This window comes from Actinopolymorpha sp. B9G3 (assembly GCF_040120725.1).
In the GTDB taxonomy this organism is placed as follows: domain Bacteria; phylum Actinomycetota; class Actinomycetes; order Propionibacteriales; family Actinopolymorphaceae; genus Thermasporomyces.
Window position 1 is genome coordinate 325,156 of the sequence record NZ_JBEEAB010000005.1, and the last position, 22,633, is coordinate 347,788.

The 22,633-nt window shown below is 68.6% G+C and carries 18 protein-coding genes; 14 read left to right on the forward strand and 4 right to left on the reverse strand.

The window, feature by feature from the left end:
• Positions 1-53: 53 nt before the first annotated feature.
• The 5 genes from ABNF93_RS12075 (at position 54) to ABNF93_RS12095 (ending at position 4,540) form a co-directional block, all read left to right on the forward strand.
• The gene (locus tag ABNF93_RS12075; protein WP_349328042.1) at positions 54-1,064 is read left to right on the forward strand and encodes a branched-chain amino acid ABC transporter permease; all 1,011 of its coding nucleotides are present in this window, start codon (positions 54-56) and stop codon (positions 1,062-1,064) included.
• Positions 1,061-2,206: a branched-chain amino acid ABC transporter permease gene (locus ABNF93_RS12080; RefSeq protein WP_349328043.1), complete on the forward strand. Its 1,146-nt coding sequence runs from the start codon at positions 1,061-1,063 to the stop codon at positions 2,204-2,206. Before ABNF93_RS12075 ends, ABNF93_RS12080 begins: the two co-directional genes overlap by 4 nt.
• The gene (locus ABNF93_RS12085; RefSeq protein WP_349328044.1) at positions 2,203-3,168 is read left to right on the forward strand and encodes an ABC transporter ATP-binding protein; all 966 of its coding nucleotides are present in this window, start codon (positions 2,203-2,205) and stop codon (positions 3,166-3,168) included. Before ABNF93_RS12080 ends, ABNF93_RS12085 begins: the two co-directional genes overlap by 4 nt.
• Entirely contained in the window at positions 3,155-3,868 is a 714-nt protein-coding gene (locus tag ABNF93_RS12090; protein WP_349328045.1) for an ABC transporter ATP-binding protein, read from the forward strand. The genes ABNF93_RS12085 and ABNF93_RS12090 overlap by 14 nt, the downstream gene beginning before the upstream one ends.
• Positions 3,869-3,985: 117 nt before the next feature.
• The gene (locus tag ABNF93_RS12095) at positions 3,986-4,540 is read left to right on the forward strand and encodes a GNAT family N-acetyltransferase (protein ID WP_349328046.1); all 555 of its coding nucleotides are present in this window, start codon (positions 3,986-3,988) and stop codon (positions 4,538-4,540) included.
• Between the two features lie 60 nt (positions 4,541-4,600).
• Here the strand turns inward: ABNF93_RS12095 and ABNF93_RS12100 are convergent, their stop codons facing one another.
• Positions 4,601-5,347 (reverse strand): DUF554 domain-containing protein, encoded by a 747-nt coding sequence (locus ABNF93_RS12100; RefSeq protein ID WP_349328047.1) that lies wholly within the window; start codon positions 5,345-5,347, stop codon positions 4,601-4,603.
• Between the two features lie 359 nt (positions 5,348-5,706).
• On the opposite strand from ABNF93_RS12100, the gene ileS reads away from it, so the two are divergent.
• Positions 5,707-8,853 carry an isoleucine--tRNA ligase gene (gene ileS, locus ABNF93_RS12105; protein ID WP_349328048.1) on the forward strand — a complete coding sequence of 1,049 codons (3,147 nt, stop codon included), beginning with the start codon at positions 5,707-5,709 and terminating at the stop codon, positions 8,851-8,853.
• Between the two features lie 143 nt (positions 8,854-8,996).
• Here ileS and ABNF93_RS12110 read toward each other — a convergent pair whose 3' ends face one another.
• The gene (locus tag ABNF93_RS12110; protein ID WP_349328049.1) at positions 8,997-9,404 is read right to left on the reverse strand and encodes a PaaI family thioesterase; all 408 of its coding nucleotides are present in this window, start codon (positions 9,402-9,404) and stop codon (positions 8,997-8,999) included.
• Between the two features lie 70 nt (positions 9,405-9,474).
• Between ABNF93_RS12110 and polA the strand changes: the two genes are divergently transcribed.
• Positions 9,475-12,213 (forward strand): DNA polymerase I, encoded by a 2,739-nt coding sequence (polA, locus tag ABNF93_RS12115; protein ID WP_502877577.1) that lies wholly within the window; start codon positions 9,475-9,477, stop codon positions 12,211-12,213.
• A gap of 116 nt (positions 12,214-12,329) precedes the next feature.
• Here polA and ABNF93_RS12120 read toward each other — a convergent pair whose 3' ends face one another.
• Positions 12,330-13,157: a class I SAM-dependent methyltransferase gene (locus ABNF93_RS12120; RefSeq protein ID WP_349328050.1), complete on the reverse strand. Its 828-nt coding sequence runs from the start codon at positions 13,155-13,157 to the stop codon at positions 12,330-12,332.
• Positions 13,158-13,197: 40 nt separating this feature from the next.
• On the opposite strand from ABNF93_RS12120, the gene ABNF93_RS12125 reads away from it, so the two are divergent.
• From ABNF93_RS12125 to rpsA, 3 genes are all read left to right on the forward strand, one after another.
• Complete coding sequence (locus tag ABNF93_RS12125; RefSeq protein ID WP_349328051.1) at positions 13,198-14,517, forward strand: M18 family aminopeptidase; 1,320 nt, start codon at positions 13,198-13,200, stop codon at positions 14,515-14,517.
• 2 nt (positions 14,518-14,519) lie between these two features.
• Positions 14,520-15,569, forward strand: a complete 1,050-nt coding sequence (locus ABNF93_RS12130; RefSeq protein ID WP_349328052.1) for a phosphotransferase family protein — start codon at positions 14,520-14,522, stop codon at positions 15,567-15,569.
• A gap of 293 nt (positions 15,570-15,862) precedes the next feature.
• Positions 15,863-17,362, forward strand: coding sequence for a 30S ribosomal protein S1 (gene rpsA / locus ABNF93_RS12135; RefSeq protein WP_349328053.1), 1,500 nt, complete (start codon positions 15,863-15,865; stop codon positions 17,360-17,362).
• 90 nt (positions 17,363-17,452) lie between these two features.
• Here rpsA and ABNF93_RS12140 read toward each other — a convergent pair whose 3' ends face one another.
• Positions 17,453-17,830 (reverse strand): hypothetical protein, encoded by a 378-nt coding sequence (locus ABNF93_RS12140; protein WP_349328054.1) that lies wholly within the window; start codon positions 17,828-17,830, stop codon positions 17,453-17,455.
• A gap of 289 nt (positions 17,831-18,119) precedes the next feature.
• Here ABNF93_RS12140 and ABNF93_RS12145 point away from each other — a divergent pair, with 289 nt between their 5' ends.
• From ABNF93_RS12145 to ABNF93_RS12160, 4 genes are all read left to right on the forward strand, one after another.
• Positions 18,120-18,689: a hypothetical protein gene (locus tag ABNF93_RS12145; RefSeq protein ID WP_349328055.1), complete on the forward strand. Its 570-nt coding sequence runs from the start codon at positions 18,120-18,122 to the stop codon at positions 18,687-18,689.
• A gap of 41 nt (positions 18,690-18,730) precedes the next feature.
• On the forward strand, positions 18,731-19,354 hold the full coding sequence (coaE, locus tag ABNF93_RS12150) for a dephospho-CoA kinase (protein ID WP_349328056.1): 624 nt from the start codon (positions 18,731-18,733) through the stop codon (positions 19,352-19,354).
• A 63-nt stretch (positions 19,355-19,417) separates the two neighbouring features.
• Positions 19,418-21,526, forward strand: coding sequence for an excinuclease ABC subunit UvrB (uvrB, locus tag ABNF93_RS12155; RefSeq protein ID WP_349328057.1), 2,109 nt, complete (start codon positions 19,418-19,420; stop codon positions 21,524-21,526).
• Between the two features lie 268 nt (positions 21,527-21,794).
• A complete protein-coding gene (locus ABNF93_RS12160) occupies positions 21,795-22,598 on the forward strand; it encodes an inositol monophosphatase family protein (protein WP_349328058.1) in 804 nt (267 codons plus the stop codon).
• Positions 22,599-22,633 lie beyond the last annotated feature (35 nt).

Consider the following 22,633-nt stretch of genomic DNA (forward strand, 5'->3'; position numbering starts at 1 on the left):
CCGCGCCCCACCCACGTCGCCGCCGACTTCGACCACAACGGACGGACGTCTGCGTGACACTCCACCTTGCGACCGGCCTCGTCCAGGCCAGCGGCGGTTGGGTCGACTTCAACACCGACCTGCTGATCGACCGGTTCTGGGCAAACACGATCGACGGTCTCGCCTACGGCAGCATCTACGCGTTGGTGGCCATCGGGTACACGCTCGTCTACGGCGTCCTGAAGCTGATCAACTTCGCGCACTCGGAGGTCTTCATCGTCGGCGCCTTCGCGGCGTACACGACATTCGTGTTCCTCGGGTACGAACCGGGGCCGACGATCGACAGCGGGCTCGGGCCGCTGATCGTCAACCTCGCCTTGGCAGGGCTGGTGGCGATGATCTGTGCGGGCGTGATCGCGCTGGTGCTCGAGCGCGTGGCCTATCGGCCATTACGACGGCGGAACGCACCCCGGCTCGTGTTCCTCATCACCGCGATCGGCGCGTCGTTCGCCATCCAGCAGATCTTCCTCATCTGGCGGGGCGGCAACCCGGAGCCGGCGATTCGGTTGCTCGCTCCCGAGGCGGTGTTCGAGTTCGGGACCACGCGGATCACCCAGATCCAGATCATCGTCTTCGTGGCCGCTATCGCGCTGTTGGTCTTCGCCGACCAGTTCATCAACCGCACCCGGCTCGGGCGCGGCATCCGGGCCGTCGCGCAGGACCCCGACACCGCCGCGTTGATGGGCGTCAACAAAGAGCGCGTCATCATGCTGACGTTCATTCTCGGCGGGGTTCTCGCCGGCGCTGCCGCGCTCTTCTACATCATGCAGATTCCCCAGGGTGTGTTGTACAACGGTGGCTTCCTCCTGGGAATCAAGGCGTTCACGGCCGCGGTCCTCGGCGGCATCGGCAATCTCCGGGGAGCCCTCGTCGGCGGTCTCCTGCTCGGCGTGGTGGAAAACTACGGCCAGTCGTTCTTCGGTGGTGAGTGGCGAGACGTCGTGGCGTTCGTCCTGCTCATCGGCATCCTGATGGTCCGGCCCACCGGCATCCTCGGTGAGTCGCTCGGAAGGGCGCGGGTATGACCGGCCGGTGGGTCGCGACCGACCGCGTGCCGTTCGGTCAGCGGGTCCGGGACCGGTGGAACTCGCTCAGCCGGGCCCAGCACTGGGTGCTGATCATCCCGCTCCTCGTCCTGGTCTATCTGCTTCCGGTCCTCAACGTCTTCCCGTTGACGACGGAACCGTGGACCGACTACGAGCTCGCGTTGTTCAACGCGGCTCGCTTCGGGCTGATCGCGCTCGGGCTCAACATCGTGCTCGGACAGGCCGGGCTGCTGGATCTCGGTTACGTCGGATTCTTCGCCATCGGTGCGTACGTCGCGGCGATCATGACAAGCCCCGACTCGTTCCTCACCAACCCCGAATACTCGTGGATGGTCGTGGTCCCGGTGGCCATGATCATCACGATGATCTCCGGCGTCGTCATCGGCACTCCCACCTTGCGGTTACGTGGCGACTACCTCGCGATCGTCACCCTGGGCTTCGGTGAGATGGTGCGCCTCCTCGCCGACAACGTCGAACCGCTGCGGGGAAACCGGGGCTTCCAGGAGGTCGGACGCCCTCCAGGCACTTATGCCGACGGGTCGCCGATCTTCACCCAGACCGACGGCAAGCCGTGGTACTGGCTCACGGTGACGTTCATCATCGTGATCCTCCTGCTGGTCGGAAATCTCGAACGCAGCCGGGTCGGTCGTGCCTGGGTCGCGATCCGTGAGGACGAGGACGCCGCCGAACTGATGGGCGTGCCCACGTTCAAGTTCAAGGTGTGGGCGTTCGTCATGGGCGCAGCGGTCGGAGGGCTCTCCGGCGTTCTGTACGCGGGACAGATCGGGTTCGTCAACAACCAACGCTTCGACGTGGTGACGTCCATCCTCTTCGTCGCGGCCGTCGTTCTCGGCGGATCGGGCAACAAGGTCGGAGTCCTGCTGGGTGCGCTCGTGATCTCGTATGTGCCCGACCGGCTCCAGTTGGCACCGGAGTACCGCTTCCTGATGTTCGGTATCGCCCTCATCGTCCTCATGGTCTTCCGCCCGCAGGGCCTCATGGGCGCGCGACAGCGGCTGCTCGCCCGCGGCCGGCAGGCGTACGTACGGCTGGTCGGCCGTCCTGAGCAGGCCGGGACCGAAAGCGCCCTCACCGACTCCGGCAAGGGGGTGAACGCATGAGTGGTCGGCCAGAGGAAAGTGCGTCCGTCAGCGACGACCGCACCGCGGTGGACCCGGTGACGACGCCGCCCGCCGGCGAAGGGCTGTCGGTCGAGGTCCGCGAGATGACCGCGGCCGAACGCGCCGAGCACTTCGCCGAGGTGGCCGAAGCCGTCGCACCCGACCGGGAGATCGACGTCGAGGTCGGTGGGACGCTGCTCGAGCTCCGGGACGTGAGCCTGCGGTTCGGTGGCCTGGTGGCGCTCGACTCGGTGTCGTTCGCGATCAAGCGTGGCGAGATTCTCGGTCTCATCGGCCCCAACGGTGCCGGCAAGACCTCCTGCTTCAACGCCATGACCGGTGTCTACCGGCCGACTTCGGGCGAGATCCAGCTGGAGGGAAGGCCACTCGGTCGTACCAAGCGGCACCAGATAACGCGGCGGGGCATCGCCAGGACGTTCCAGAACATCCGGCTCTTCGAAGGTATGACGGCGTTGGAGAACGTCGTCGTCGGCACCGACGCGCGGCACCGCACGAGCGTGTCGGGCGCGCTGTGCAGGTTCCCCCGGCACTGGCGGGAGGAGCGGGAGGGTGTCGAACGCGCCATGGCGCTCCTGGAGTTCGTGGGGATCGCAGACCGGGCGGCTGACCGGGCGCGGAACCTGCCGTACGGCTACCAGCGCCGGCTGGAGATCGCCCGGGCACTCGCCACCGAGCCGAAGCTGCTCTGCCTCGACGAGCCGGCGGCCGGCTTCAACCCGGCGGAGAAGGACCAGTTGATGGACCTCATCCGCCGGATCCGCGACGACGGCTACACCGTCCTGTTGATCGACCACGACATGCGGGTCGTGATGGGCGTGACCGACCGGATCGTGGTGCTGGAGTTCGGCAAGAAGATCGCCGACGGTACCCCTGCCGAGGTCAGGGACGACCCGGCCGTCATCGCCGCCTATCTGGGGGTTGTCGACGATGCCACTGCTTGAGGTCGACGGGATCTCCGTCCACTACGGCCGGATCGAGGCGTTGCGCGACGTCTCCTTGACGGTGGACGAGGGCGAGATCGTCACCTTGATCGGCGCCAACGGCGCCGGCAAGACGACGACGATGAAGGCAATCTCCGGCCTGCTCCCCCTCACGCGCGGGACCGTCCGCTTCGACGGTGACGACATCTCCAGGCTCCGGGCGGACCTGCGGGTCGTCCGAGGCATCTGCCAGGCGCCGGAAGGGCGAGGGGTGTTTCCCGGCATGACGGTCCGGGAGAACCTCGAGATGGGGTGCTACACCCGTAAGGACCGCCAGGGCATCGCCGAGGACTTCGCGCGCGTGTTCGAGCTGTTCCCGCGGTTGGCCGAGCGCTCCTCCCAGGTGGGAGGAACTCTGTCCGGAGGCGAGCAGCAGATGGTCGCGATCGGCCGGGCGCTGATGGCGCGGCCTCGACTGCTGCTTCTCGACGAACCCTCGATGGGGCTGGCCCCCCAGTTCATCCAGCAGATCTTCCAGATCATCACCGAGATCAACAACCAGGGCACGACCGTCCTGCTGGTCGAACAGAATGCCCACCAGGCGTTGAGCCGCGCACATCGTGGGTACGTCCTCGAGACCGGCCTGGTGACCAGGACCAGCACCGGCACCGAACTGCTCGCCGACCCCGCGGTCAAGGAGGCCTACCTCGGCATGGCCTGAGCGGCCGCGTAGCTCGAACGGGCTAGTCCCGCCACGGTGGCCGGCAAGGCTGCCGCGGACGAGAGCAGGGCGGCCGAACTCCACCTGAAGCGGGGCGGGAGCCGGAACACTGTACGTATGGAGTGTCAGACCGAGCGGTTGCTCATCCGGGACTTCGATGCGGGCGACCGCGCGGCTGTCAGCCAGTGGCGCTCCGACCCCGAGGTCATGCGTTATCTCGACCAGCCGCTCGGTCGTGATCCGGACGCCTGGTTCGATGCGGTCCTGCGTTTCACCGCACAGGACCCGCGTGGGTCGCATGACGCCGCGATCGTTCTTCGCGCCACCGGTGTGGTGATCGGCTGGATCGGCATCGGTCGCACGATCGATCCAGGCGCGGGCGATCTGGTCGTGGGATACGCACTCGGGCGCGCGTGGTGGGGCAAGGGGTACATGACCGAGGCGCTCGCCGCGGTTCTGGCGTACGGCTTCACCATCCTCGGCGCGCGGACGATCTCCGCGCAGTACTACGTCGCCAACCCGAAATCGGCGAGGGTCATGGAGAAGGCCGGTATGCAGCCCGCAGGTCAGGCGACCTCGGCCAATCCGGCGCTCGGCGCGAGCGAGCGGTACGTCGCGCGCCGGGGGACCTGGCGGCGACCTGACGACGAGGATTCGGCGACTCCCGCGTAACCGGCACGAGCCCAAGATCGTCGGTCATCACCGTGGGCCATGACGCCCGGCGGAGCCCCGTCAGCGCACCCACACCACGACGGCGGTGACGAGCGGGGCGGCGACCAGGGCGGGGAGGAGGTCGCCGACCGGCAGCTGCTTGATCCGCAGGAGGCGCAGCGCGACGCCCACCAGAAGCAGCCCTCCGGTCGCCGTGAGCGCCGAGATCTGAGCCTCGCTGAGGAACTCGCCGGCGGCGGCGCCCACCAGCGTGAGCCCGCCCTGGATGACGAGGACCGCGAGGGCGGACGCCGCGACTCCCCACCCGAACGACGTCGCGAACGCGATGGCGGCGAAGCCGTCCAGGGCCGCCTTGAGGGCGAGCTGGTCCGACCCGCGACCGAGGCCGTCGGAGATCGACCCGAGCACGGTGAGCGGGCCGACGCAGAACACCAGCGACGCCGACACGAACCCCTCGACGAACCGACGCCGCTCGGCCGAGTCCGACCCGGCGGAGAGCCGGCGCTGGAGCACGTGGCCGAGGCCTTCGAGCCTGGTCTCCAGGCGCAGGAGCGACCCCAGGACGCCGCCCAGCACCAGCGAGGTGAGGATGATCAGGATCGGTGCACTGTCGCCGACCGCCGCGATCAACGCCCGGTCGCGCACCGCGAACGCCGCGAATGCCGCGATCAGCAGCGTGACCAGGCCCAGGGCGTCGGTCACTACGTCCCGCGTGCGCTGCGGCAGCCGGTGGCCGAGCAGGACACCGAGGGTCGCGCCCACCAGGACCGTGACGACGTTGAGGAGCGTCCCGAAGCCAGGAAACACGCCCGGAGACTACCCGGGCCAAACTGGGGCGACTGATCCAGGACCGGGTGGTTACCCTTGGGCGTACAGGCATCGACCCGGCCATCACCGGCGAGCCTTTCGGAAGAACGGGATCCCTCCCCAACGACGCGCCGCCACGGCAGCCGTCCGGACGGGACGAGACGGATCCTCACTAGACCCGGACGGGTCCGGCCCGTCACAGCCGGCCAACGAGCGGGTCCGACCGCGCGCCTTCAAGGGCGGGCGCCGGGCCAAGCGAGGTGGTACCGCGGGCGGTCACCCATCGGGGGTTTCCTCGCTCGTCCTCGCACCAGATTCCGCAGGACAGCCTGCGGTGGTGAGGCGAGGACGAGGCGACGATGTATCCGCGACACCGCGACGATGCGGCAACCCCGGCCCCCGACGCGTCCGGTACGACGTTGCCGGCGACGCCGTCCTTCCCTGAGCTCGAGCGCGAGGTGCTGGAGTACTGGGAGGCGGACAAGACCTTCCAGGCGAGCATCGACCAGCGGGATCCGGGCCCGAACGGCTCCAACGAGTTCGTGTTCTACGACGGTCCGCCGTTCGCGAACGGGCTGCCGCACTACGGCCACCTGCTGACGGGCTACGTCAAGGATCTTGTGCCGCGCTACCAGACGATGCGCGGACGCCGGGTCGAACGCCGGTTCGGGTGGGACTGTCACGGCCTCCCCGCCGAGGTGGAAGCCGAGCGCGAGTTGGGCATCTCGACCAAGCGGGAGATCGTCCACCTCGGGGTCGAGCGGTTCAACGCCGCGTGCCGGACCTCGGTCCTGCGCTACACGTCGGAGTGGGAGCGCTACGTGACCCGGCAGGCGCGCTGGGTCGACTTTGCCGGCGACTACAAGACGCTCGACGCTTCGTACATGGAAAGCGTCCTGTGGGCGTTCAAGACGTTGTACGACAAAGGCCTGATCTACGAGGGTTTCCGCGTCCTGCCGTACTGCTGGCGCTGCGAGACGCCGCTGTCGAACACCGAGACCCGGATGGATGACGTCTACCGCGACCGGCACGACCCCGCCGTCACGGTCGCGTTCGAGTTGGAGACGGGGGAGCGGCTCCTGGTCTGGACGACCACTCCGTGGACGCTGCCGTCCAACCTGGCGGTCGCCGTCGGACCGGACATCGACTACGCCGTGGTGGAGTCCGACGGGGTGCGCTATGTGCTGGTGGAGTCCCGGTTGGCGGCCTACGACAACGAACTCGGCGACGCGGCACGCGTCGGCACCCTGCGCGGGTCGGAGCTCGTCGGCCGCCGTTACACGCCATTGTTCGACTTCCTGGCCGACACGCCGAACGCCTTCCAGGTGCTCGGTGCCGAGTTCGTCTCGACCGAGGACGGTACCGGTGTCGTCCACCTCGCACCGGCGTACGGCGAGGAGGACCAAGCCGCCTGCGACCTGGCCGACATCCCCACCGTGGTGACGGTCGACGACCACACGCGGTTCACCTCGGTGGTCCCGACCTACGAAGGCCTGCAGGTCTTCGAGGCCAACCAGCCGATCGTCCGCGACCTGAAGCAGCGCGGCGTGCTGCTGCGCCACGACACCTACACCCACAGCTATCCGCACTGCTGGCGCTGTGACACGCCGCTGGTCTACAAGGCGGTGTCGAGCTGGTTCGTCGAGGTGACGCGGTTCCGCGACCGGATGATCGAGCTGAACCAGCAGATCGACTGGACGCCCGCGCACGTGAAGGACGGTTCGTTCGGCACCTGGCTGGCGGGCGCCCGCGACTGGTCGATCAGCCGCAACCGCTTCTGGGGCTCGCCGATCCCGGTGTGGAAGTCCGACGACCCTGCCTACCCACGCCTGGACGTCTACGGTTCGCTCGCCGAACTGGAGCAGGACTTCGGTGTCCGCGTGACCGACCTGCACCGGCCGTTCGTCGACGAGCTCACGCGGCCGAACCCCGACGACCCGACCGGACGCTCGACGATGCGCCGCGTGCCCGAGGTGCTGGACTGCTGGTTCGAGTCGGGGTCGATGTCGTTCGCCCAGGTGCACTACCCGTTCGAGAACGCCGACTGGTTCGAGGACCACTATCCGGGCGACTTCATCGTGGAGTACGTACCGCAGACCCGCGGGTGGTTCTACACCCTGCACGTCCTCGCGACGGCACTCTTCGACCGGCCGGCGTTCCGGCACTGTGTCGTGCACGGGATCCTGCAGGGCGACGACGGGCGGAAGCTGTCGAAGAGCCTGCGCAACTATCCGGACGTCCACGAGGTTTTCGACCAGTACGGCGCCGACGCCATGCGGTGGGCGCTCCTGTCCTCGCCGGTGCTCCGCGGCGGCGACGCGATCGTGGCCGACTCGGCGTTCCGCGAGGCCGTACGTCAGGCGATCAACCCGTTGTGGAATGCCTATTACTTCTTCACGCTGTACGCCAACGCAGAGGGCGTCGTCGCCCGGTCGCGCACCGACTCGCCGCACGTCCTCGACCGGTACGTTCTGGCGAAGCTCCACGACACTGTCGCCGCGACGACGAGAGCGTTGGATGCGTACGACATCTCGGGTGCCTACGCCGAGGTGCGCGCGTTCCTCGACGTCCTGACCAACTGGTACGTCCGGCGGTCGCGGGAGCGCTTCTGGTCGGGTGACCGGGATGCGTTCGACACCCTCTCCACCGTGCTGGAGGTGTTGTGCCGGCTGGCGGCTCCGTTGCTGCCGATGGTGGCCGAGGAGGTCTGGCGCGGTCTCACGGGGGAGCGGTCGGTGCATCTGACGGACTGGCCGGAGGCCGACGACCTACCGGCCGACCCTGGGCTGGTCGCCTCGATGGATGCCGTACGCCACGTCTGTTCGGCGGCGCTCGCCCTGCGCAAGGCGAAAGGGCTGCGGGTCCGGCTGCCGCTCGCTTCGCTGACGGTGGCGGCGCCCGATGCCGCCGCCCTGGAGCCGTTCGCCGACCTGATCCGCTCCGAGGTCAACGTCAAGGCCGTCGTCATCGAATCCGATGACGCGGCGCACTGTGAACGTGTCCTCTCCGTGGTGCCGCGGGCCCTGGGGCCGCGTCTCGGCAAGGACGTCCAGCGGGTGATCCGCGCCGTCAAGTCCGGTGACTGGTCGATGTCGGAGGCCGGCGTCGTCGCGGGAGGCGTGGCTCTGCGAGAGGGGGAGTACGAGCTCCGGCTGGTGCCGTCCGATCCCGAATCGTCCGCGGCGTTGCCCGGCGACGCCGGCGTGGTCGTGCTCGACACCGAGGTGACTCCCGACCTCACCGCCGAAGGGGTGGCGCGGGACGTGATCAGGGTCGTTCAGCAGGCCCGCCGGGCCGCTGGCCTCGACGTCTCCGACCGGATCCGTCTCGTGGTGGACTCACCCGACTCGGGTGTACGCACGGCGGTCGAGGCGCACCGCGACCTCGTGACGGGCGAGACGCTCGCGACGGAGCTGGAGTTCGGCGACGTACCCGGCGACGTGGAGGCCTCTGCGGTCGGCGACCAGTCCCCGGTCCGCGTCTCCGTCCACCGCGTCCTCCCGTGATCATGATCGTGATCATGAGCGTTTTCCGGTTCCATAGCCCGAATCTCCTTCATGGTCATGGAACGGGCTCCCATACCGGGAGGAGCAACCAGCCCTCTCAGTCGTAGGAACTGGGCCTCCGGCCAGGCCGAGGCAACCGAGCATCAGGCCGGGCGGAGGTGACAGGTGAGGCGGACCGTGCAGACCCGGCGGTCCGCCTCGTCGGAGATCACCACCTCGTACGTCGCGATCGTGCTGCCTCGATGGACCGGTGTCGCGACGCCGTGGACGACACCGGACCGGACGGCGCGGTGATGGGTCGCGTTGAGGTCGACGCCGACCGCCACCTTGTCCGGCCAGGCGTACATCGTTGCCGCGAGCGACGCGAGCCCTTCGGCCAGTGCGCAGGAGGCGCCACCGTGGAGGAGCCCGAAGGGTTGGGTGTTGCCTTCCACCGGCATCGTCCCGGTACACCGGTCAGGGCCTGCCTCGACCACCTCGATGCCCAGCCGCTCGTGCAGGGGTGCCAGGGGGATGTCCGCGAGATCGAGTGCTTTGCCCGGATCCGTCATGCCCGCTCCTTCGTCGTCTGCTGCCACGCCTTGTCCGGCAGTGTCGGTGTCTGAGACTAGAGTCGCCTGCGTGGTTGTTGACGAAGCCTCCAACACTGATCAGCTCAGCACCGACACACCCGACGCCGGTCAGGCCGATGCTCCGCGCCTGCTGCTGCTCGACGGCCATTCCCTGGCCTACCGCGCGTGGTTCGCGTTGCCGCCGGAAAACTTCTCGACTGCGACCGGGCAGACCACGAACGCGGTCTACGGCTTCACCTCGATGCTCATCAACATGATCCGCGACGAACAGCCGACCCACATCGCGGTGGCGTTCGACGTCGGGCGCAAGACGTTCCGGGCGGAGACCTTCGCCGAGTACAAGGCCAACCGGCAGAAGACTCCCGACGAGTTCCGGAGCCAGCTCTCGCTGATCAAGGATGTCCTCGAGGCGCTCCGGATCCCACACCTGGAGTCGGAGGGGTACGAAGCCGACGACATCATCGCGACGCTCGGCATCCGAGGTGTCGAGCTCGGCTATGACGTTCTCGTCTGTTCGGGCGACCGGGACACCTTCCAGCTCGTGTCGGACCGGCTCACGGTGATCTACCCGACCAGAGGTGTGTCCGAGGTGGCCCGCATCACCCCGGCGGAGGTCGAGCGGCGCTATTCCATCCCGCCCGAGCGTTATCCCGACCTGGCAGCCCTGGTCGGCGAGACCAGCGACAACCTGCCCGGAATCCCGGGGGTGGGGCCCAAGACGGCGGCGAAGTGGCTCAACCAGTACGGCTCACTCGATGACCTCGTCACCCATGTGGAGGAGGTCAAGGGCAAGGCCGGCGAGTCGTTGCGTACGCACCTGGGACAAGTGCTGCAGAACCGACAGCTCAACGAACTCGTCCGCGACCTGACCCTGCCGCTCCAGCCGGTCGACCTGGTGATGCAGCCGTGGGACAGGGACGCCGTGCACCAGGTGTTCGACGCGCTGGAGTTCCGGGTGCTGCGTGACCGTCTCTTCGCGACCCTGCAGGCACCCGAGCCGGAGGCGGAGGAGGGGTTCGACGTCGCCGGCCAGAAGCTCGAGCCCGGCCAGCTGACCGGCTGGCTAGAGGAGCACGCGACCGGCGACGTCCGCACCGGCCTGCACGTCCAGGGCAGCTGGGGACGCGGCACCGGCGATGTCGCTGGGGTGGCCCTCGCGTCCTCCGACGGTACGGCGGCCTGGGTGGAGCCGGGTGAGCTCACGCCCGAGGACGACAAGGCCCTGGCCGATTGGCTGGGCGACGCCCGCCACGAGAAGGCGCTGCACGACGCCAAGGGCCCGATGCTCGCGTTGGCCGCGCGCGGGTGGGAGCTGCGCGGCGTCACCAGCGACACAGCGCTCTCGGCCTATCTCGTCCGCCCCGACCAGCGGTCCTACGACCTGGCCGACCTGACGCTGCGCTACCTGCGGCGCGAGCTGCGCTCGGAGGAGCCCGACAGCGGCCAGCTCAGCCTCGAGGGCGTCGACGAGGGCGGCGGTGTCGCGGACACGGCGATGGTGGCCGCCCGGGCGGTGATCGACCTCGCGGCCGCGCTCGACGACGACCTCGACGAGCGCGGTGGCGCCCGACTGCTGCGCGAGGTGGAGCTGCCCCTCGTCGACGTCCTCGCGCGCGTCGAGCAGGCGGGGATCTGCGTCGACGTGGAGCGGCTGTCGGGCCTCGAGGCACATTTCGCCGGGCAGGTGAAGCAGGCCGCCGACGAGGCCTACCGGGTGATCGACGAGGAGATCAACCTGGGCTCACCGAAGCAGCTGCAGGTCGTGCTGTTCGAGAAGCTCGGCATGCCCAAGACCAAGCGCACCAAGACCGGCTACACGACCGACGCCGAGGCTCTGCAACAGCTCTACGCCCAGACCGAGCACCCGTTCCTGGCCCATCTGTTGGCCCACCGGGACGCGTCGAGGCTGCGTTCGACCGTCGAGGGTCTGCTCAAGACGGTGAGCGATGACGGACGGATCCACACGACGTTCAACCAGACCATCGCGGCGACGGGGCGACTGTCGTCGATGGATCCCAACCTTCAGAACATCCCGATCCGCACCGAGGAGGGCCGCCGGATCCGGGAGGCGTTCATCGTCGGCGTCGGCTACGAGTCCCTGCTCACCGCCGACTACAGCCAGATCGAGATGCGGATCATGGCCCACCTGTCGGCAGATGATGGCCTGATCGAGGCGTTCCACTCCGGCGAGGACTTCCATGCCGCGACCGCGTCGCGAGTGTTCAGCGTGCCGGCTGCCGAGGTCACCCAGGAGATGCGGGCGAAGATCAAGGCGATGAACTACGGCCTCGCCTATGGTCTCTCCGCCTACGGCCTGTCCCAGCAGCTCCGCATCGAAACTGCCGAGGCGCGCGAGCTGATGGACGAGTACTTCGAGCGCTTCGGCGGCGTACGCGACTACCTGCAGGGTGTGGTCGCCGCCGCCCGCAAGACCGGCTACACCGAGACGATGCTCGGCCGGCGCCGCTATCTCCCGGACCTCACCAGCGACAACCGCCAGCGGCGCGAGATGGCCGAACGCATGGCGCTGAACGCACCTATCCAGGGATCCGCGGCCGACATCATCAAGGTCGCGATGCTCGGCGTCGACAGGGCGCTGCGGGAGGAGAAGCTGCGGTCGCGGATGCTGCTCCAGGTCCACGACGAGCTGGTCCTGGAAGTGGCGCCCAGCGAGCGTGACCAGGTGGCAGAACTACTCCGCCGCGAGATGGGTGGCGCAGCCGAGCTGACCGTTCCGCTCGACGTGTCCGTCGGTGAGGGCCGCACCTGGCACGAAGCCGGCCACTGACCTCGCCTGCTCTGCCGACGACGTTGAGGTGCCGCCCGCGGGCAACATCTGCTCGGCCCTTGGCTGGCTCGCTGTGCCGCCCCGCCCAGGCTAGACGGAATGCCTCTGCATACCGTCTAGCCGCGGTTGACGCAGCTGAGGATCAGCGTTCCCGGGATGAGCCGGCCGCGTAGGGGACTCCAGCCGCCCCAGGTCCGCTCGTGGCCGTCCGGCCACTCCGGCTCGACGAGATCGGTGAGGACGAAGCCCGCAGAGGTCAGCGCTCGGACCCAGTCGCCCAGTGTCCGGTGATGTTCGACGTAGGTGAGAGCGCCTCGCTCGTCGGTCTCGGCGTACGGCGTTCGGTCGAAGTAGGACTGCCGCACCACCAACCCGCGCGGGCCCGGGTCGTCGGGGAACGCCCACCGGACGGGATGGCTCACGCTGAAGGCCCACCGCCCACCCCGCCGCACCACCCGCGCCACCTCGCCCATGACAGCGTCGACGTCCGCGACGAACGGCAGTGCGCCGTACGCCGAGCAGGCGAGGTCGAAGCTCGCGTCCGCGAACGGCAGGGCGCCCGCGTCGCCGCACACCGCTGGCACCCCCACGCCGGTCACCTCGTCGAGTCGTCGAGAGTGCTGCAGTTGGCGCCACGACAGATCCACCCCCACCGCGACAGCGCCCTGCGTACGCAACCACCGTGCACACTGCCCGGCACCACAGCCGACTTCGAGCACGCCGCGGCCGTGGACGTCACCGAGCAGCCGGGTGTCGGCTTCGTCGAGGCCTTCCGGTCCCCAGACAAAGCCGGAATCTCCCAAGAAGTCCCCGTGCTCGCTCTGGTACCCGTCGGCACTGGCGTCCCACCAACCGCGATTGGCATGGACGCTTGCTGCGGGCGCGTACGGATCACTCGCCCGATCGCCCGCCATCTCGCCCGCCGGCTCACCGGGTCCAGGCACGATGCGCCTCCTGTCACGTCAGGCTTCTAGGATGCTCGACATGACCGCCGCCCGAGCCGATGACCAGTCTGTCGACCCGTTCTTCCACGCCGACGACCTGTGCACGTTCGTCGACGCGGCCCCTTCGCCTTACCACGCATGTGCCGAGGTGGCCGACCGCCTGGAGGCTGTCGGTTTCACCGCGCTGGACGAGACGGCCCGTTGGCCCCGCGAACCCGGGCGCTTCTACACGCTCCGGGCGGGTTCCCTGGTGGCCTGGAGCACAGAGTCCGCACACGGCCCCGGCACATCGTTCCGCATCGTCGGGGCGCACACCGACAGTCCCAACCTGCGGATCAAACCGCACCCGGACACCAGCCGGGCGGGCTGGCAGCTCCTTGCCGCCGAGCCCTACGGCGGCCCGCTGCTCAACTCCTGGCTCGACCGCGACCTGGGCCTGTCTGGACGGGTGTCGGTCCGTACGCCCGAAGGGGTCGCCGAGCACCTGCTCAAGGTCGATCGACCGATCGTCCGGGTTCCCCAGCTGGCGATCCATCTCGATCGGGAGATCCGCGAGACCGGTGTCCGGCTCAACCCCCAGCAGCATCTCTTCCCCGTCTGGGGTGTCGGCACCTCTCCGGGTGACTTCGCCGGCTTCGTGGCGGAGGAGTTGAAGGTCGAGACCTCCGACGTCCTCGGCTGGGAGCTCATGACCCACGACCTGGCTCCGAGCCGTCGGATCGGGCGGGACGGCGATCTTGTGAGCGCGCCACGCCTCGACAATCTGGGCACGACCTACGCCGGCCTCCAGGCGCTGCTGCGGGCCGTCCAGGCACCGGCCGAGGGCAGCGTCCCCGTTCTCGTCCTCTTCGACCACGAGGAGGTCGGCAGCGTCTCCGACCGGGGTGCCGCCTCGACCCTGCTGCCGGCCGTGCTCGAACGGATCGTGCTCGCGGCCGGCGGCGACCGGGAGGACCTGCTCCGAGCGCTCGCCGGCTCGATCTGCGCGTCCGGTGACATGGCCCATGCGACCCACCCGAACTATCCCGAACGTCACGAGCCCCAGCACCCGATCCGGATCAACGCCGGGCCGGTGCTCAAGGTCAACGTCAATCTGCGGTACGCCACGGACGCCCGCGGCACCGGGGCGTTCGTCCACGCGTGCGAGCAGGCCGGCGTACCGCTGCAACGCTTCGTCAACCGTGCGGACCTCCCCTGCGGCTCCACGGTCGGTCCGATGACCGCGGCCGGCGTCGGCGTCACCACGGTCGACGTGGGTGCACCCCAGCTGGCGATGCACTCGGCGCGGGAGATGTGCGGCGCGGCGGATCCGGGTATGTACGTTGATGCACTCGCCGCGTTCCTGACCCCGGCGAACTGACGATGGTGGCCGACGAGACCTCGGTTCACGCCCCTGACCAGGGGGAGATCCCCAGCCCTGGTCCCGGTCGCAGCCCCAGCCCCGGTCACGGCCCCGGTCGCAGCCCCGGACTCACGCCGCCGCCTGGACCCCTGCTCAGCGCGGCCCGCGACCTCCTCGGTGTAGATGCCCGACCGCTCTCCGGTGGCTACAGCGGGGAGACTTTCCTGGTGGGGGCACCGGGGGAGGAGGCGGTACTCCGTCTGTACGTCCGAAACCCGGACCGGGCCGTGGTCGACGCCGCTCTCCACTCCCTCCTGCGTGACCTGATCCCGGTGCCGCGCATCCTCGAGATGCGTACGCAGGGGCCCGCTCCGGCCGCTCCGGCATTCCTGCTGACGGAGCGACTACCCGGCGAACGCATGGATCTCTGGCTCGCCGAAGCGCCTCGGGCCAAGCGCCGGGCGGCGGGCGAGAGCGCCGGCCGTCTCCTCGCGCGCCTGGTCGGCATTCCGTTCCTGCGGTCCGGGCAGTTCGTGGGGGCCGATCTGGCGGTCCAGCCGTGGCCGACCAGCGGTGCTGGCCTCGAAGACTGGGTGGAGGCGCACCGCGGCCGCGGTGCTTTTGCCCAGTGGTCGGACGATGACTTGGCGGGGCTGCTCGAAGTCGCCCGGTACGCCCAGGATCTGCTCGACGCCGCGCCTGACCGGGCGTGCCTTGCCCACAGTGACGTCAACCCGAAGAACCTGCTCGTCGACCCCACGTCCGGGGAGATCACCGGGCTCGTCGACTGGGAGTACGCACACAGCGGATCGCCCTACACCGACGTCGGCAACCTGTTGAGGTTCGAGACCGACGAGGCGTTCTGCACGGCCGTCGTCGCCACCTTCGCCGCTCAGGCTCCTGCCGTCTCGCCGCAGTTCGTCGAGCTCGGCCGGGCGGTCGATCTCCTCGCCCTGGTCGACCTGGCCGCCCGGGATGGGGGAACTCCCGTCGTCGATCAGGCGTGCCGGCTTCTGCGCGAGATGAGCCGATACCGTAACCTTGCCGCTGGCCGTCCGACATGGCGCTGAAACAGCCGCGTCGAAGACTCGAAAGAGCACGCCCGGAGGGAACCAAGCCGGGTTTCACTGCGTTGATCTTTGCCCGTTACGCGGGGTTGCGTTGACCCTGATCACAGGGCCCCCGTATCCTGACATGAGCGTTGTGGGCCTGTGCGACCTCGGACGGAGCAGGCTCGCGCTCTTACCTGTCGAAATCACCCGGTTCCGGCGCCAGGCAGCGACGAGGACTCTATCGGCAGTTTGATCCAAGGGTCCACGCGCGCAGGAGACGACGACCACGCCATATCGGAGCCACCATCCAGATGACGAGCAGCATCGAGGCCCCGCTGAACGACACAGCACCGGCCCAGCAGGAGACGCCGCAGGTAGCGGTGAACGACGTGGGTTCGGAGGAGGCCTTCCTCGCCGCGATCGACGAGACAATCAAGTACTTCAATGACGGTGACATTGTCGAAGGCACCGTCGTCAAAGTCGACCGGGACGAGGTCCTGCTCGACATCGGCTACAAGACCGAGGGCGTGATACCGGCTCGCGAGCTGTCGATCAAGCACGACGTCGACCCGAGCGACGTGGTGAAGGTCGGCGACCCAGTCGAGGCGCTGGTCCTGCAGAAGGAGGACAAGGAAGGCCGGCTGATCCTGTCCAAGAAGCGCGCGCAGTACGAACGCGCCTGGGGCACGATCGAGCAGATCAAGGAGGAGGACGGCGTCGTCACCGGCACCGTCATCGAGGTCGTCAAGGGCGGTCTCATCCTCGACATCGGTCTGCGCGGCTTCCTGCCGGCCTCTCTCGTCGAGATGCGGCGGGTGCGCGACCTGCAGCCCTACGTCGGGCGGGAGCTCGAAGCCAAGATCATCGAGCTGGACAAGAACCGCAACAACGTCGTCCTGTCCCGGCGCGCGTGGCTCGAGCAGACCCAGAGCGAGGTCCGGCAGAACTTCCTGCACCAGCTGCAGAAGGGCCAGATCCGCAAGGGCGTCGTGTCGAGCATCGTCAACTTCGGCGCGTTCGTCGACCTCGGCGGTGTCGACGGCCTGGTGCACGTCTCCGAGCTGTCGTGGAAGCACATCGACCACCCGAGCGAGGTCGTCGAGGTCGGTCAGGAGGTCACCGTCGAGGTGCTCGACGTCGACCTTGACCGCGAGCGGGTGTCCCTGTCGCTGAAGTCGACGCAGGAAGACCCGTGGCAGCAGTTCGCGCGGATGCACCAGATCGGCCAGATCGTGCCGGGCAAGGTCACCAAGCTGGTGCCGTTCGGCGCGTTCGTCCGGGTCGACGACGGCATCGAGGGCCTGGTCCACATCTCCGAGCTGGCCGAGCGGCACGTGGAGATCCCGGAGCAGGTCGTCCAGGTCGGCAACGACGTCATGGTCAAGATCATCGACATCGACCTGGAGCGGCGCCGGATCTCGCTGTCGCTCAAGCAGGCCAACGAGGGTGCCGAGGCGATCGGGGAGCACTTCGACCCGACGCTCTACGGCATGGCTGCCGAGTACGACGACCAGGGCAACTACAAGTACCCCGACGGCTTCGACTCCGAGACGGGTGAGTGGCTCGAAGGTTTCGAGCAGCAGCGCGACCAGTGGGAGCGGGAGTACGCGGAGGCCCACCAGCGCTGGGAAGCTCACAAAAAGCAGATCGAGGCGGCCCAGCAGGCCGAGTTGGACGAGGGCGGCGAGGAGTCGTCGGCGGCCGCACCGTCGTCCTACGCCTCCAGCGAGCCCGCCAAGCCGGCGGAGGGCACGCTCGCGTCCGACGAGGCGCTGGCAGCACTCCGGGAGAAGCTCACCGGCCAGGGCTAGGACCACCTGCTGGGACCCGCAGGGGACTCGAACGCCGAGAAGGCCCCGTCCGCGAGGACGGGGCCTTCTCGGCGTCGTGAGCGTGGCGGGTCAGCGCCGGCGGCGGCTCGCCAGGCCGCCCAGGGCGAAGATCAGGTTGATGGACACGATCGCCCCCCAGATCAACAGGACCAGGGCGACACTCGTATCGGCGGCGATCGCGGTGAGTGGGATCGACATGACGATCGACACGATCGCGAGCGCGAGCGCCTGACCAGAACGCAGCGAGGCGGCCTTCGCGAGGGCCTTCTCGTGTGCACCGGCGTCGCCGACTCGCTTCGCCACTTCGTCGGCGACCCGCGCCTCGATGGCCTTGTCGATGCGTTCGACGAAGGACTCGACGATCGCGGGCTCGTACTCCGCGCCAAGGTCACGGCGGGTCTGCAGCGCGGCCTCGGCCTCGTCGCGCGGGATCTCCACGTCAGCCATGGATCTCGTTATACATCGCGATGCGTACTTCCCGCGAGGTCGCAGGCAGATGTCAGGGGTCCGACAAGGATCGCCCGACCTACCGGCCGGACCGTGCCCTGCGGCTCTGGACGATTGATGGCGAGCCGTCCGGAATTCGGTGGGAACCGCCGTATCTGCTGGGGATTTCGCCGTACCGCCCGACCTGGCAGGGCCGGATGGCCACCTGCACAGCCGGAAAGGTCTCAATGCGGAGCACCACTTTGTCGCGCCCCTGTCCGGACGCTGTCTTGTCGGCGACACTGGGGGTGTGCACGAGCTCGGATGGCAACCAGCGGGCGTTGGGCTGTTCGTTCCCGGACGCCGGGACGACGCCTTGGTTGCCGAGGTGCGCGATGTGGTCACCCGGCTCGACGGGCTGCACGATCCGGTCGTACGCAGATGCTCGCCGATGACCTCTCTCGCCCTACTCGATGCCGACCCGATCGAGGTCGTCGTGGACGGCTCGGTGTTCGAGCGTCCCTACACCGACGAGAAGGTCGCCTACGAACTCGGCGACCGCCTGCGGGACCTGCTCATCGCGCTCGCGGTGACGCTGCGGCCGCTGTATGCCTCGGTCGTCCTCGAAGCTCCGTTCCTGTCGCCGAAGGATCTGCTGGTGACGCCTGAGCCCGACTTGTTCCTGGACGCCTGGTTCGACCTGTCCAGGCTGCATGTGGGGGTTGCTCAGGCCTACTCGGGCGCCCACGTCGAACAGGTCGGCGGTGGTCTCTACGTGTCGACCAGAGCGCCCTTCAATCCGGCGAGGTTCGACGAGCCCCTGGCGGTCAGCCTGGAGCGCGCCCGGCGGGCGATGGCCCAGGTCGTGGCGCACGGCTGAGCCCAGCCGAGCTCGGCCAGGTCGACCTGTCCTGATCACGGATGTCCGGTAGTCTCCGCGGCGTGCTGCGGGTGGGGCTGACCGGTGGGATCGGGTCGGGCAAGAGTGAAGTCGCCCGGGTGTGGGCGGGGCATGGCGCCCTCGTCGTCGACGCGGATCGGTTGGCCCGCGAGGTCGTCGAGGTGGGCACGGATGGGCTGGCGAGCGTCGTTCAGGAGTTCGGCGGCGGGGTCGTCCGTCCGGACGGCTCTCTTGATCGCGCGGCTCTTGGCGAGATCGTGTTCGCCGACGCCGAGGCACGTAGGCGCCTGGAAGCGATCGTGCACCCAAGGGTGCGGGCCCGGGCGGCCGACATCGAGGCGGCCGCGGACCGCGGGACCGTCGTCGTCCACGTCATCCCGCTCCTGGTGGAGACCGGGCAGGCCGACCGCTTCGACGTGGTGGTCGTGGTCGACGTGCCCGAGGACGTCCAGGTCGAACGCCTTCGCCAGACCCGCGGGATGACCGCCGGGGACGCCCGGTCCCGGATCGCCGCCCAGGCCGGCCGGGACGAACGCCTCGCCGCCGCCGACATCGTGATCGACAACGCCAGCGACCTGGATGATCTCCGTACGAAGGCCGACAGCGTGTGGGCGGAGCTGGAGAAGCGCGCCGCGTCAGCTTGACCGTGGCGGGCCTTCCCAGCCGGTGCGGGGCGCATTGTCGGAGGGGCGGGCTACGGTGGCTTCATGCGTCCGCTCAACGACATCAGGCGCAACGTCGCCCCCTTCAAGGTCGTCTCCGACTTCGCGCCCTCCGGCGACCAGCCCCAGGCGATCGAGGACATCGCCCGCCGGATCGAGGCCGGTGAGCGGGACGTCGTGCTGCTGGGCGCGACCGGCACGGGCAAGACCGCGACCATCGCCTGGGTGGTGGAGCAGCTCCAGCGTCCGGTTCTCGTGATGGAACCCAACAAGACGTTGGCCGCGCAGTTCACCAACGAGCTGAAGCACTTCTTTCCCGACAACGCGGTCGAATACTTCGTCTCCTACTACGACTACTACCAGCCGGAGGCCTACGTCCCGCAGTCCGACACCTACATCGAGAAGGACTCCTCGATCAACGATGAGGTCGAGCGGCTGCGGCACTCCGCCACCAACTCGCTGCTGACCCGGCGTGACACGATCGTCGTCGCCTCGGTCTCGTGCATCTACGGCCTCGGTTCGGCGGATGAGTACCTCGGCCAGATGACCACCCTGAAGGTCGGCCACGAGGTCGAGCGCGACAAGCTCCTGCGCCGGCTGGTCGAGATGCAGTACTCCCGCAACGACGCTTCCGGAGCACGCGGCACCTTCCGCGTCCGGGGCGACACCCTCGAGATCTTCCCGAAGTACGAAGAGATGGCCGTCCGGGTCGAGTTCTTCGGTGACGAGGTCGAGCGACTGTCGACGCTGCACCCGGTGACGGGCGAGATCCTCTCCGAGGACCAGGAAACCATGATCATGCCGGCGTCCCACTACGTTGCGGGTGCGGAGCGGATGGCCCGCGCGATCCGCGACATCGAGGTGGAGCTGGGCGAGCGGCTGCAGGAGCTGGAGCGGCAGGGCAAGCTGCTCGAGGCACAGCGGCTGCGGATGCGTACGACCTACGACATCGAGATGATGCAGCAGATCGGAACCTGTTCCGGCATCGAGAACTACTCGCGGCACATCGACGGCCGGGCCGCCGGATCGGCACCGCACTGCCTGCTCGACTACTTCCCCGAGGACTTCGTTCTCGTCATCGACGAGTCGCACGTGACAGTGCCGCAGATCGGGAGCATGTACGAAGGCGACATGTCCCGCAAGCGCACGCTGGTCGAGCACGGCTTCCGGCTGCCCTCGGCGATGGACAACCGCCCGCTGCGCTGGGAGGAGTTCCTCGAACGCATCGGGCAGACGGTCTACCTCTCCGCCACGCCGGGGCCGTACGAGATGGCGAAGGCCGACGGTGTTGCCGAACAGATCATCCGCCCCACGGGTCTCGTCGACCCGGAGGTCGTCATCAAGAACACCAAGGGACAGATCGACGACCTCATCCACGAGATCCGGCTCCGCGAGGCGAAGTCCGAGCGTGTCCTGGTCACCACCCTCACCAAGAAGATGGCCGAGGACCTCACCGACTACCTCCTGGAGCAGGGCATCCGGGTGCGTTACCTGCACAGCGAGGTCGACACGCTGCGTCGGGTGGAGCTGCTGCGCGAGCTCCGGATGGGGGAGTACGACGTCCTGGTAGGCATCAACCTCCTCCGCGAGGGTCTCGACCTGCCGGAGGTGTCCCTGGTCGCGATCCTCGATGCCGACAAGGAGGGCTTCCTGCGTTCGGGCACGAGCCTGATCCAGACCATCGGCCGGGCAGCACGCAACGTCTCCGGCCAGGTGATCATGTACGCCGACTCGATCACCCCGTCGATGCAGAGCGCCATCGAGGAGACCAACCGGAGGCGGGCGAAGCAGGTTGCCTACAACACGGCCAACGGCGTCGACCCGACCCCGCTGCGCAAGCGGATCGCCGACATCACCGACATGCTGGCGCGCGAGGACGCCGACACCCAGAAACTTCTGGGCGGTGGCGGCCGGCAGCAGAGCCGCGGGAAGGCACCGGTGCCCGAGCTGTCCAGCCCGGGGGAGGCGGGGCGCCACGCCCGCGATCTCGCCGCGATGCCGGCAGCGGATCTCGCCGACCTCATCCAGCAGCTCAACGACCAGATGCGGGTCGCGGCCGAGCAGCTGCAGTTCGAGATCGCGGCCCGGCTCCGCGACGAGATCAGCGAGCTGAAGCGCGAGTTGCGGGGAATGCACGAGGCCGGCGTGAAGTGAGATGACGCGCGACGAGCGCGGTAGCTCTCGCCCCGATGCGAGATGAGGCGGCTCGTCTCCACCGTGACGATCGCCCGCGACGACGGCTTCATCTGGGCGGGCCGGACACTGCCGGACCGGCGCACGGGCGGAACCGGACCGTGAAGACGACGGTCGGCAGACCGCTGGGAGGATTCGCATGACGGGGGCCGACGGCGATGCGATCATCGTCTCATCGCACCCACACCTCCCATGGCAGGCACGAGCGAGCGGTAGGAGACGGACAGCCATGAGTGCACGCTCGTACGACAAGGAGAGTGCGACGGCACTCGAACTCGCCGAATGGGCCAGCCAGCGGATCGTCCGCGGCCGCCCGACCGCGGTGACGACGAAGGCGCACGACGCCGACCTCGTGACGGAAACCGACCGCGAGATCGAACGCCATGTCCGGGCGGTGATCGAGGCCCGGTTCCCCGACCATGCCGTCGTCGGCGAGGAGTACGGCGGCGAGCCCGCGGACGGCGGAGGCCCGACGTGGTACGTCGACCCGGTGGACGGCACCACCAACTACGCCAGTGGCCTGCCGTGGTGTTCGTTCAGTCTCGCGTTGGCCGACGGTGCCGGACCGGTCGTTGGTGTCGTCGCGGATCCGTTCCGGAACGAGGTCTTCAGCGCGACCCGGGGCGGACCCGCCACCTGCAACGGTGTTCCCCTCCGCTGCCGGGACGTGTCCAGCCTGGCAGGCGAGGTCGTGGTCACGGAGTGGGCGTCCTACCGCCCGTGGCCCGGCATGGACGTCATGCTCGAGCGGCTGTCCGCGCAGCACTGCACGACCCGCATCATGGGCTCCTCGGCCCTCTCCCTGGTGAGTGTCGCGGCGGGGCGGGCGGCGGCAGGGGTGATCGGTGAGTTCCACCCGATCGACGTCCTCGCCGCGGTCTTCATCGCGGCGCGGGCCGGTGCCGTCGTACGCGCGGAGGACGGCAGTGCCACGTTGTTTCCGGCCACCGGTGGCATCGCGGTCGCCGCACCAGGTGTGGCGACCGCGATGTGGAACGCGTGGGTGCCGGCTACGGCCGCACGATCTTGTTGAGAGATCGAGGTCGTTGGGCGAGCATTGACGCGTCA

Excerpts from the sequence above, each read along its gene's own strand:
- ABNF93_RS12080 (WP_349328043.1), top strand. The coding sequence starts at position 1,061 with ATGACCGGCCGGTGGGTCGCGACCGACCGCGTGCCGTTCGGTCAGCGG.
- ABNF93_RS12085 (WP_349328044.1), top strand. The coding sequence starts at position 2,203 with ATGAGTGGTCGGCCAGAGGAAAGTGCGTCCGTCAGCGACGACCGCACC.
- ABNF93_RS12090 (WP_349328045.1), top strand. The coding sequence starts at position 3,155 with ATGCCACTGCTTGAGGTCGACGGGATCTCCGTCCACTACGGCCGGATC.
- ABNF93_RS12095 (WP_349328046.1), top strand. The coding sequence starts at position 3,986 with ATGGAGTGTCAGACCGAGCGGTTGCTCATCCGGGACTTCGATGCGGGC.
- ileS (WP_349328048.1), top strand. The coding sequence starts at position 5,707 with ATGTATCCGCGACACCGCGACGATGCGGCAACCCCGGCCCCCGACGCG.
- ABNF93_RS12110 (WP_349328049.1), bottom strand. The coding sequence starts at position 9,404 with ATGACGGATCCGGGCAAAGCACTCGATCTCGCGGACATCCCCCTGGCA.
- ABNF93_RS12125 (WP_349328051.1), top strand. The coding sequence starts at position 13,198 with ATGACCGCCGCCCGAGCCGATGACCAGTCTGTCGACCCGTTCTTCCAC.
- ABNF93_RS12130 (WP_349328052.1), top strand. The coding sequence starts at position 14,520 with ATGGTGGCCGACGAGACCTCGGTTCACGCCCCTGACCAGGGGGAGATC.
- rpsA (WP_349328053.1), top strand. The coding sequence starts at position 15,863 with ATGACGAGCAGCATCGAGGCCCCGCTGAACGACACAGCACCGGCCCAG.
- ABNF93_RS12140 (WP_349328054.1), bottom strand. The coding sequence starts at position 17,830 with ATGGCTGACGTGGAGATCCCGCGCGACGAGGCCGAGGCCGCGCTGCAG.
- coaE (WP_349328056.1), top strand. The coding sequence starts at position 18,731 with ATGTCCGGTAGTCTCCGCGGCGTGCTGCGGGTGGGGCTGACCGGTGGG.
- uvrB (WP_349328057.1), top strand. The coding sequence starts at position 19,418 with ATGCGTCCGCTCAACGACATCAGGCGCAACGTCGCCCCCTTCAAGGTC.
- ABNF93_RS12160 (WP_349328058.1), top strand. The coding sequence starts at position 21,795 with ATGAGTGCACGCTCGTACGACAAGGAGAGTGCGACGGCACTCGAACTC.